12 protein-coding genes are annotated in these 10411 nt (G+C 70.5%); 7 read left to right on the top strand and 5 right to left on the bottom strand.

All coding sequences use genetic code 11. The features are described 5' to 3' along the window. The 5 genes from ACKOQ4_RS13100 to ACKOQ4_RS13120 form a co-directional block, all read left to right on the top strand. On the top strand, positions 1 to 631 hold a 631-nt coding region (locus ACKOQ4_RS13100), incomplete at its 5' end, for a metal ABC transporter solute-binding protein, Zn/Mn family (protein ID WP_526292496.1). A 3-nt stretch (positions 632 to 634) separates the two neighbouring features. Next, complete coding sequence (locus tag ACKOQ4_RS13105; RefSeq protein WP_526292498.1) at positions 635 to 1453, top strand: metal ABC transporter ATP-binding protein; 819 nt, start codon at positions 635 to 637, stop codon at positions 1451 to 1453. After that, entirely contained in the window at positions 1446 to 2306 is an 861-nt protein-coding gene (locus ACKOQ4_RS13110; protein ID WP_526292500.1) for a metal ABC transporter permease, read from the top strand. The genes ACKOQ4_RS13105 and ACKOQ4_RS13110 overlap by 8 nt, the downstream gene beginning before the upstream one ends. A gap of 9 nt (positions 2307 to 2315) precedes the next feature. Then, positions 2316 to 3074 (top strand): LamB/YcsF family protein, encoded by a 759-nt coding sequence (locus tag ACKOQ4_RS13115; RefSeq protein WP_526292502.1) that lies wholly within the window; start codon positions 2316 to 2318, stop codon positions 3072 to 3074. Next, positions 3074 to 3994, top strand: a complete 921-nt coding sequence (locus ACKOQ4_RS13120; protein ID WP_526292504.1) for an MBL fold metallo-hydrolase — start codon at positions 3074 to 3076, stop codon at positions 3992 to 3994. Before ACKOQ4_RS13115 ends, ACKOQ4_RS13120 begins: the two co-directional genes overlap by 1 nt. A gap of 11 nt (positions 3995 to 4005) precedes the next feature. Here the strand turns inward: ACKOQ4_RS13120 and rlmB are convergent, their stop codons facing one another. From rlmB to carD, 5 genes are read right to left on the bottom strand one after another with little or no spacing between them, the layout of a single operon-like run. After that, positions 4006 to 4941, bottom strand: a complete 936-nt coding sequence (gene rlmB / locus ACKOQ4_RS13125; protein WP_526292506.1) for a 23S rRNA (guanosine(2251)-2'-O)-methyltransferase RlmB — start codon at positions 4939 to 4941, stop codon at positions 4006 to 4008. After that, complete coding sequence (gene cysS / locus ACKOQ4_RS13130) at positions 4941 to 6344, bottom strand: cysteine--tRNA ligase (RefSeq protein WP_526292508.1); 1404 nt, start codon at positions 6342 to 6344, stop codon at positions 4941 to 4943. The genes rlmB and cysS overlap by 1 nt, the downstream gene beginning before the upstream one ends. A gap of 11 nt (positions 6345 to 6355) precedes the next feature. Then, the gene (gene ispF, locus ACKOQ4_RS13135) at positions 6356 to 6835 is read right to left on the bottom strand and encodes a 2-C-methyl-D-erythritol 2,4-cyclodiphosphate synthase (RefSeq protein WP_526292510.1); all 480 of its coding nucleotides are present in this window, start codon (positions 6833 to 6835) and stop codon (positions 6356 to 6358) included. Further along, positions 6832 to 7494, bottom strand: coding sequence for a 2-C-methyl-D-erythritol 4-phosphate cytidylyltransferase (ispD, locus tag ACKOQ4_RS13140; protein ID WP_526292512.1), 663 nt, complete (start codon positions 7492 to 7494; stop codon positions 6832 to 6834). Before ispD ends, ispF begins: the two co-directional genes overlap by 4 nt. Before the next feature lie 18 nt (positions 7495 to 7512). Next, positions 7513 to 8001 (bottom strand): RNA polymerase-binding transcription factor CarD, encoded by a 489-nt coding sequence (carD, locus tag ACKOQ4_RS13145; protein WP_020100886.1) that lies wholly within the window; start codon positions 7999 to 8001, stop codon positions 7513 to 7515. Positions 8002 to 8260: 259 nt separating this feature from the next. Between carD and ACKOQ4_RS13150 the strand changes: the two genes are divergently transcribed. Both ACKOQ4_RS13150 and radA read left to right on the top strand, forming a co-directional pair. Further along, positions 8261 to 8773 (top strand): copper chaperone PCu(A)C domain-containing protein, encoded by a 513-nt coding sequence (locus ACKOQ4_RS13150; RefSeq protein ID WP_526292515.1) that lies wholly within the window; start codon positions 8261 to 8263, stop codon positions 8771 to 8773. Positions 8774 to 8874: 101 nt separating this feature from the next. Next, positions 8875 to 10332, top strand: a complete 1458-nt coding sequence (radA, locus tag ACKOQ4_RS13155) for a DNA repair protein RadA (protein WP_526292517.1) — start codon at positions 8875 to 8877, stop codon at positions 10330 to 10332. The last annotated feature ends 79 nt before the right edge of the window (positions 10333 to 10411 follow it).

Raw genomic sequence — 10411 nt, forward strand, 5'->3', positions numbered from 1 at the left:
CTACGACCCGTGGGTGCAGGCCGTGCTGGACAACCATCCCGAGGTGCCGGCCGTCGACGCCTACTCGCTGCTCGACGCCGCGGCGGTCGGTGAGCCTGCGCCGGCCAACGAGCACGTCTTCTACGACCTCGGCACCGCCGGGGCGGTAGCCAACGACCTCGCCGCGCGGCTCTCCGCGGCCGATCCCGCGAAAGCCGCCGAATATCGTTCCCGCGCCGAGGAATTCGTCCGCCGCGCCGATGAAATCCGGGTAAGTGAGAAGGCACTCGCCGCCGAACATGCCGGGGCAGCCGTCGTCGCCACCGAGCCGGTCGCTCACTATCTGCTGCGTGCCGCCGGTCTTACCGACAAGACTCCCGCGGGGTTCACCAGCGCGATCGAGCAAGATACCGACCCCGCCCCGGTCGACGTCGCTGCGGTGCTGGACCTGATGAACGGGGGCCAGGTCGCGGCACTTGTGTTCAACGACCAGACCGTCACAGCGGCCACCCGGCAGGTGCGGGCCGCCGCGCAGGGGGCCGGCGTACCGGTCGTCGCGGTCACCGAGACCCTGCCGGCCGGAACCGACTACCTCACCTGGCAGAACGACGCCGTGAACCGCCTGGCAGCGGCCCTGCGACAGGGCCGGTAGCAGGTGTCCGCGCGGCACCCGGTGGTCTCGCTGACCGACGCCCGGCTGGCCTTCGGCGACCGGGTGCTGTGGGACCACCTCGATCTGACGGTCTCGGCCGGGGAGTTCATCGCGGTCCTGGGCCCCAACGGCACCGGCAAAACCTCGCTGCTGAAGGTGCTGCTCGGGCAGTTGCCGCTCAGCGGCGGGACGGCACTGGTCGACGGCGAACCGGTCCGCGCCGGCAGCGACCGGATCGGCTACGTGCCCCAACACCGCGGCGTCGACCGCGGCCTGACACTGCGCGGCCGCGACCTGGTCCAGTTGGGTGTGGACGGACACCGGTGGGGCGTGGTCCCGCTGCGCCCGGCCGGTCGCGCCGCCCGGCGTGCGGCGGTGCTGCGCGCACTGACCCAGGTGCGCGCGCTGGAGTTGGGCCCGGTGCCGGTCGGGGTGATGTCCGGCGGGGAGCTGCAACGAGTCCGGATCGCCCAGGCGCTCGCCACAGATCCGGTGCTGCTGATGTGCGACGAACCGCTGCTCAATCTCGACCCCGGCAACGCCAGGCTCGTCGCCGGGCTGATCGACCAGCGCAGGAAGACCGGCACCGCGGTGTTGTTCGTGACCCACGAGGTCAATCCGGTGCTGCCCTACATCGACCGGGTCCTGTATCTGGTCGGTGGCCGATTCCGGATCGGCACGGTTGCCGAGGTGATGACCTCCGAAACTCTGTCCGAGCTTTACCAGGCCGACATCGACGTGGTTCAGGTCGGCGACCGCTACGTCGTCGTGGGCGAGCACCTGGACCACTCCGGACACACCCACGGGCACCACCATGAATGACAGGCTCACCCATCTGCTGGACGACCTGTTCGCCTTCGACGTGACCGCCGACCTGCTGCGCCGGGACTTCGTCCAGCAGGCGCTGGTGGCGGCGGCACTGCTGGCCTTGGTGGCCGGACTCATCGGCCCATTCATCGTGATGCGCCAGATGTCTTTCGCGGTGCACGGTTCCAGCGAATTGTCACTGACCGGAGCAGCCTTCGCTCTGCTTGCCGGCCTCAACGTCGGACTCGGCGCCCTGATCGGGAGTGCCATGGCCGCAATACTTTTCGGCGTCCTCGGCCAGCGCGCCAGGGAGCGAGACTCGGCAATCGGGGTGGTGATGGCATTCGGACTGGGCTTGGCCGTGCTGTTCATTCACCTCTATCCCGGTCGCGCCGGGACAAGTTTCGCGCTGCTCACCGGCCAGATCGTCGGCGTGGGCTATTCCGGGCTGGCGCTGCTGGGCGCGGTGACCGTCCTGGTGGTCGCCGTTCTGGCGGTCAGCTACCGCCCGCTGTTGTTCGCCACCGCCGACCCCGAGGTCGCCGCCGCCCGCGGGGTGCCGGTGCGCGCCCTGGGCATCGTGTTCGCCGCACTGGTCGGCCTCACCGCGGCCCAAGGGGTGCAGATCGTCGGTGCGCTGCTGGTGATGTCGCTGCTCATCACTCCCGCCGCCGCGGCCGCCCGGATCTTCAGTTCGCCGCCGGCGACGATCGCGGCGTCGGTGTTGTTCGCCGAGCTGGCCGCGGTGGGCGGTCTGGTGCTCTCGCTGGCGCCGGGCGTGCCGGTGTCGGTGTTCGTCACCACCATCTCGTTCGTCATCTATCTGGTGTGCTGGGCGGTCAGCCGGCGAAGCCACCGGGCGGCATAGTCTTAGGGAATGGCCAGCGTCGATCTCAATGCCGACCTCGCCGAGGGATTCGGGGTGTGGGAACTCGGCGACGACGCGGCCATGCTCGACATCGTCACCAGCGCCAATCTCGCCTGCGGCTTCCATGCCGGCAACCCCGTCGGTCTTGCCCGGACCTGCCGGGCCGCCGGCGAGCGCGGGGTGCGGATCGGCGCCCAGGTCGGCTATTTCGACCTCGCCGGATTCGGCCGGCGCCGCATCGAGGTGGCTCCGGCCGAGCTCACCGCCGACGTGATCTACCAGATCGGTGCGCTGCAGGCCCTCGCGCGGGCCGCCGGATCTACGCTTGGCTACATCAAACCCCATGGGGCGCTGTACAACACGATCGTCGCCGACCGGGAGCAGGCACGCGCCGTCGCCGAGGCGGTGTGCGCCGTCGATCCGGGACTGCCGGTACTCGGACCGGCCGGCTCGGTGTTCTTCGAGGAAGCCGGTGCGATCGGCCTGCGCACCGTGGCCGAGGCGTTCGCGGACCGCGCCTACCTGCCCGACGGACGGCTGCTGCCCCGCGGCGAGGCCGGCGCGGTGCTGGCCGACCCCGGACTCATCGCAGAGCGTGTCCTCTCCATGGTCGACAGCGGGACCGTCACCGCCGTCGACGGCACCGTGCTCCCGGTCAAGGTGGAATCGGTCTGCGTGCACGGAGATTCACCGGGCGCGGTGGCCATCGCATCCGCCGTGCGCGACCGGCTGCTGGCCGGTGGGGTGGAACTGGCGGCGTTCACCTGATGCGGACCAAGCTGGGCCGTCCCGACCTCACCCGTTACCGCGAGCATTTCGACCTGCGACCGGCCGCGGCCGGGGCTCCCCTCACGGTGACCTGGATCGGGGTGTCGACGCTGCTCCTCGACGACGGCACCTCAGCGGTGCTGACCGATGGCTTCTTCTCGCGGCCGGGTCTGCTCGACGTGGGCCTGCGCAAGCTCAGTCCCTCGGCCTCGCGGATCGACGACGCGCTCGAGCGGGCCGGGATCCGGCGGCTCGACGCGGTGCTGCCGGTGCACACGCACTACGACCACGCGCTGGACAGCGCGGCGGTCGCCCAACGCACCGGTGCCGTCGTCGTGGGCGGAGAGTCGGCGGCCAATATCGCACGCGGACAGGGACTCCCCGAGGAACGCATCATCGTCGCGACGCCGGGGGAACCGATGAGCCTCGGTTCGTTCGAGGTGACGCTGGTCGAATCGCATCACTGCCCGCCCGACCGCTTCCCGGGCCACATCAGCGCCCCGGTGGTTCCGCCGGTCAAGGCGTCGGTGTACCGCTGCGGGGAGGCGTGGTCGACCCTGGTGCACCACCGCCCCAGCGGTCGGCGGCTGCTGGTCCAGGGAAGCGCCGGCTTCGTGCCCGGAGCCCTGGCCGGGCGGCTCGCCGACGTGGCCTACCTCGGTGTCGGCCAGCTGGGCGTCCAGCCCGAGATCTACATCAGGCAGTACTGGAACGAGACCGTCCGGACGGTGGGGGCGCGTCAGGTGGTGCTGATCCACTGGGACGACTTCTTCCGCCCGCTGACCGAGGAACCGCGGGCGCTGCCCTACGCCGGCGACGACCTGGACGTCACGATGCGGGTGCTCGAGGCGCTGGCCGAACGCGACGGGGTGGCCCTGCACCTGCCGACGCTGTGGCAGCGCACCGACCCCTGGGCCTGACGCCCGGCTGCTCAGCGGCTCCGGCGCTGGCGCGCCACGTCGGCCAGGACGACACCGGCCGCGACGGCGGCGTTGAGCGACTCGGCCGGCCCGGCCATCGGGATCGACACCACCAGATCGCAGTTCTGCCGTACCAGCCGGGACAGGCCCTTACCCTCCGAACCGACCACCACCACGAGCGGACCGGATCCGTCGAACTCGTCGAGGGTGGTGTCGCCGTCGGCATCCAGCCCGACGACCTGCAGTCCCGCCTGCCCCCAGTCGGTGAGCGTGCGGTTGAGGTTGGTCGCCCGCGCGACCGGCACCCGGGCCGCCGCGCCGGCGCTGGTCCGCCACGCCACCGCGGTCACCGACGCCGACCGGCGCTGCGGGATGAGCACCCCGTGACCGTTGAACGCCGCAACCGACCTCACTATCGCACCGAGGTTGCGCGGGTCGGAGATGTTGTCCAGCGCCACCAGCAGCGCGGGCTGCACGTCGGAGGTCGCGGCGGCCAGCAGGTCGTCGGGGTGCGCATAGGCGTAGGGCGGAACCTGAAGGGCGATGCCCTGATGAAGTCCGTTGGCGCTCAACCGGTCCAGGTCGTGGCGCGGCACCTCCAGGATCGGGATGCCGCGGTCGGCGGCCAGTGTCACCGACTCTGTCAGCCGCTCGTCGGCATCGGCGCCCAGCGCCACGTACAGCGCTGAGGCCGGCGCGTTGGCCCGCAGGCATTCGAGCACCGGGTTGCGGCCCAGGACGGTCTCGGTCTCACCGGTCGGCTTGACCGGTCTTCGTGCCGCCTTAGCCGCTCGCCTGGCCGCCGGATGCCCGGGCCGCATGTGCGCCGGCGGGGTGGCGCCGCGCCCCTCAAGGCCGCGCCGTCGTACCCCGCCGGATCCCTTCGTCGGGCCCTTCTTGGTGCCCTCCTTGCGGATCGCGCCGCGACGCCTTGAGTTGCCGGCCATCAGCCGGCGGACCCGTCGAGCAGAGACCACTGCGGGCCGTCCGCGGTGTCGGTGACCTCTATCCCGGCCCTCTTGAGCCGGTCCCTGATCTCGTCGGCGGCGGACCAGTCACGCTGCCGGCGGGCCTCGTCGCGACGCTGAATCTCGGCGTCGACGAGGACACCGAGAGCAGCCAGAGCGGCTGCTGTCTCGTCGCGGGTCTCCCAGCGTTCGTCGAGCGGGTCACAGCCCAGAATTGCTGTCATGGAACGGATTTCACCTGCTCTGGCCAAGGCCGTCTGGTGATCTCCGCTGTCCAGCGCTCGGTTGCCCTCGGCCCGGGCGGCATGGATCTCGGCCAGCGCAGCCGGGACTGCGAGGTCGTCGTCGAGTGCTGCGCCGAACCTCGGCGTCCAGGTCGTCGGGACGACCGCGCCCACCCGGTTGCGAACCCGGTGCAGGAACTCCTCGATTCCCGAATAAGCCCGGGCGGCGTCCTGCAGTGCCGTCTCGGTGAACTCCAGCATCGACCGGTAGTGGGCACTGCCCAGGTAGTACCGCAATTCGGCGGGCCGGACCCGTTGCAGCACAGCGGGAACGGCGAGCACGTTGCCCAGCGACTTGCTCATCTTCTCCCCGCCCATGGTCACCCAGCCGTTGTGCAGCCAGAACCTGGCGAATTCGTCCCCGGCCGCCCTGGCCTGGGCGATCTCGTTCTCATGGTGGGGGAAAACCAGATCCATTCCGCCGCAGTGGATGTCGAACTCCGCGCCGAGATACTCGTGGGCCATCGCAACGCACTCGGAGTGCCATCCCGGCCGGCCGCGGCCCCAGGGCGTGGGCCAGGACGGCTCGCCGGGTTTCGCGCCCTTCCACAGGGTGAAGTCGCGCTGGTCGCGCTTGCCGGCGGCCAGGCTCTCGCCCTGATGAACGTCGTCGATCCGGTGACCGGAGAGCCGGCCGTAGTCGGGAAAGCTGAGCACGTCGAAGTAGACGTCGCCCGCCCCGGTGTACGCATGGCCCGTGTCGATGAGGCGCTCGATGAGTTCGACGATCTGGGTGATGTGTCCGGTCGCGCGGGGTTCGGCCGACGGGGGCAGTACGCCGAGCGCGTCGTAGGCGGCGGTGAACGCCCGCTCGTGGGTGGCGGCCCACTCCCACCACGGTCGTCCGGCCTCGGCGGCCTTGGCGAGGATCTTGTCGTCGATGTCGGTCACGTTGCGGATGAACGCGACATCGAGGTCCTTGGCCACCAGCCAGCGCCGCAGTACATCGAAGGCCACGCCGCTGCGCACGTGTCCGATGTGCGGCAGGCCCTGAACGGTTGCGCCGCACAGATAGATCGAGACCTGACCCGCGCGCAGCGGCACGAAGTCGCGCACTTCACCGGAGAAGGTGTCGTGCAGGCGCAGGCCGGTGGTCACGACGTCGCAGCTTACCGGGAAGCCCGGGTGACCAGAGCCGTCGCAACCGCCGCCATCCCCTCGCCGCGGCCGGTCAGGCCGAGCCCGTCGGTGGTGGTGGCCGCGACCGACACCGGCGCGCCCAACAGATCCGACAGCAAGCGCTGGGCCTCGTCGCGGCGTGGTCCGACCCTCGGCCGGTTGGCGATCACCTGGACCGCGGCGTTGCCGATCGCAAATCCATTCGCGGTGAGCAGATCCCGCACGTGCTCGAGCATCTGGGCGCCCGTGACGCCTCGCCATCGGGGTTGGTCCACGCCGAACACCCCGCCGAGGTAGCCGAGGCCGGCGGCCGAGAGCAACGCGTCGCACAGCGCGTGCGCCGCGACATCGCCGTCGGAGTGTCCGGAGCAGCCGTCGGCGCCGTCGAACAGCAATCCGAGCAGCCAGCACGGGCGCCCCGCCTCGATCGGGTGCACGTCGGTGCCAATACCGACCCGGGGCAGCGTCATGGGTCCAGCACCGCACGTGCCAGCGCCAGATCGAGCGCGGTGGTGATCTTGAACGCCAGCGGATCACCGGCCACCGTGTGCACCGGCGCACCCAGGTTCTCGACCAGGGACGCGTCGTCGGTCACCGACGTCACCCCCGCCCGCTGATAGGCCCGGCGCAGCAACTCGGTCTGGAACCCCTGCGGTGTCTGCACCGCGCGCAATCCGGCCCGCTCCGGTGTCCCCAGAACGGCGCCGTTGGCGTCGACGGCCTTGATGGTGTCGGCGACCGGCAGCACCGGGATAACGGCGCGCACGCCGTCACGAAGGGCCGCGACGACCCGCCGGATCTGCTCGGCCGGCGTCAGCGGACGCGCGGCATCGTGGACGACGACGAACTCCGGATCACCGACGGCGCTGAGGGCGAGCCGGACGCTGTCGTGTCGTTCCGGGCCGCCCTCGACCACTGCCGCGCGATCGCCGAGCGCGGCGGCGGTCCGGGCCACCAGGTCCGACGGGACGGCCACCACGACGCGGTCGATCACGCCGGAGGCGAGCAGGCCGTCGACGGCGCGCTGCAGGATGGTGCGACCGCCGAGATCGACGAAGGCTTTGGGCAGGCCGGCGCCGAGCCGCTCACCTGAGCCGGCCGCCGGGACGACCGCGACCGTTTCGGACACCGAACACCGTCGCCGGAGTCAGGAGGCGGCGGCCAGAACCTCGTCGAGGATCGTCGCGGCCTTGGCGTCGTCGGTGTTCTCGGCCAGAGCAAGTTCACCGACCAGAATCTGGCGGGCCTTGGCCAGCATCCGCTTCTCACCGGCCGACAGCCCGCGCTCCTGATCGCGGCGCCACAGGTCGCGAACGACCTCGGCGACCTTGTTGACGTCGCCGGAGGCCAGCTTCTCGAGGTTGGCCTTGTAGCGGCGCGACCAGTTGGTGGGCTCCTCGGTGTGCGGCGCCCGCAGCACCTGGAAGACCTTGTCCAGGCCCTCCTGGCCGACGACGTCGCGTACGCCCACGTATTCGGCGTTCTCAGCAGGTACTCGAACGGTCAGATCACCCTGGGCGACCTTCAGGACGAGGTACTCCTTCTGCTCGCCCTTGATGGTCCGGGTTTCGATCGCTTCGATCAACGCAGCACCGTGGTGTGGATAGACAACGGTGTCTCCGACCTTGAAAATCATCAGATTCGAGCCCCTTTCACACCCTAATGCTAGCACGGGCCACAAAGGCCTGCGGACCAACGGTGCAGGTCAGGGGCACCGCGGCTGAACACCGGGCCTTGACAGGTGCGGAAATATCTGTATCGGCGCGATTTTCCGGCCGCGACCACCGCGGCTAAACCGTCCTTGTCTACCCGCGGGGCCGCGCGACCTACTACTGTGCATAGTCGAACAGCGGCGGCCTTTCGGCGCCGACCGCACGGCCGTCCAGGAGGCTGCAGTGAACCTCTTCTCCACCCGCCTCGTCGCCGCCTCCGCGGGTCTGGCGGCCTGTGGCGTGCTCCTCACCGGCTGTGGATCCGGCCAGATCTCGCAGGTCGCGGGCCAGAAGGCCGCGGTGAACGGGATGTCGGCCGGCGTCAAGAACATCGCGCTGCGCAACGTGCACCTGCAGGCCACCCAGAGCAGCGACTTCATGCAGCCGGGCAAGGTGGTGCCGCTGGTCTTCGTGGCCGCCAACGACTCCCCCGACGTCGACGACAAACTGGTGAGCATCACCTCCGACATCGGGACGGTGGCGATGAGCGGCGACGGGGCCGTTCCCGCCGGCCGGGCCCTGGTCGTCGCGCCCAAGTCGGGTGCGCAGGCGATGGGCGGCGCGGCGCCCACGACCGCCTCGGTGACATTGACCAAACCGATCACCAACGGACTGAACTACAACTTCACGTTCAATTTCGCCAAGGCCGGATCGACCACCCTCGCCGTGCCGATCTCTGCCGGCGAGCCCGGCTGAGTCGGTAGCCCTCCCACGGCCCCCTGAAAGCCCCCTGAAAGCCCCCTGAGCCGCCGCGCGCGTCCGCGGTTTTGTCACCGCCAGCGGATAGCGTCGTCGGCGTGGCCAAGACCCGTGCGCAGTACCGCTGCTCGGAGTGCCGCCACCTCACTGCCAAGTGGTTCGGGCGTTGCCCCGAGTGCGGGACGTGGGGCACCGTCGACGAACTCGCCACGCTGAGCGCCGTCGCCGGATTGCCACAGCGGGGGACTGAGCCGCCGGTTCCGGCAGTTCCCATCACCTCGATCGATCCCGACCGCACCCGCCACCACCCCACCGGGGTCAGTGAACTGGACCGGGTGCTCGGCGGCGGGGTGGTGCCGGGGTCGGTGAGTCTGCTGGCCGGGGATCCGGGGGTCGGCAAGTCCACCCTGCTGCTGGAGGTGGCCCACCGGTGGGCCCGGGGCGGCGGCCGCGCCCTCTACGTCTCCGGCGAGGAGTCGGCCGGACAGATCCGGATGCGGGCCGGGCGCACCGGATGCACCCATGACGAGGTCTACCTCGCCGCCGAGTCTGATGTGCAACACGTCCTGGGCCACATCGACGCCGTCAAACCGAGCCTGGTGATCGTCGACTCGGTCCAGACCATGACCGCCACCGACACCGACGGCGTGGTCGGCGGGGTCACCCAGGTGCGCGCGGTCACGGCCGCGCTGACCGCCGCGGCAAAATCCACCGGGGTCGCGCTGGTGCTCGTCGGCCACGTCACCAAGGACGGCGCTATCGCCGGCCCCCGCTCGCTGGAACATCTCGTCGACGTGGTGCTGCACTTCGAGGGTGACCGGAACACCGCACTCAGGATGGTCCGCGGGATCAAGAACCGTTTCGGCGCAGCCGACGAAGTCGGCTGTTTCCTCATGCAGGACAATGGAATTGAATGCGTGGCCGATCCCTCCGGCCTGTTCCTCGACCAGCGCGCCAACCCGGTATCGGGAACCGCGGTCACAGTCACGCTGGACGGCAAGCGTCCGCTCATCGGGGAGATCCAGGCGCTGTTGACCCCGCCGAACCATGACGGGGCGCCGCGCCGGATCGTGGTCAGCGGGATGGACCAGGCCCGGGTCTCGATGATCACCGCCGTGCTGCACAAACGCGCCGGGGTCCCGATCGGCATGCTGGACATCTACCTGTCCACCGTCGGCGGTATGCGACTGACAGACCCCTCATCGGATCTGGCGGTCGCCGCGGCGATGGCCTCCGCCGTCGCGGATCGCCCTTTGCCGGCCACCCTGGTGGTCTTCGGGGAAGTGGGCCTGGCCGGGGATCTGCGGCGGGTGACTGGCATGGAACGCCGCCTGGCCGAAGCCGGGCGCCTGGGGTTCACCGCGGCGGTGGTCCCGGAGGGCTGTGGAACACCTCCGGAGGGACTGCGCACGCTTGAGGCGGCCACCGTCGACGAGGCGTTGCGTGCCGTGCTGGCGTTCGCGGACTCACCCGGGCCGGGGAGACGGGCCGGCTCCAGTCCTGCGGGCCACGGCCGCGGAGGTCGGCCGCACGCGGTCGAATCCGACGGGTTTTAGATACCGGCCGCCCGAGTTCGGCAGCTGCCCAACCGAACTCGGCGGCGGGGCGTCAGCCGGCCGGCGCTGGGGCGGGAGG

Source organism: Mycobacterium sp. (assembly GCF_046095365.1).
In the GTDB taxonomy this organism is placed as follows: Bacteria; Actinomycetota; Actinomycetes; order Mycobacteriales; family Mycobacteriaceae; genus Mycobacterium.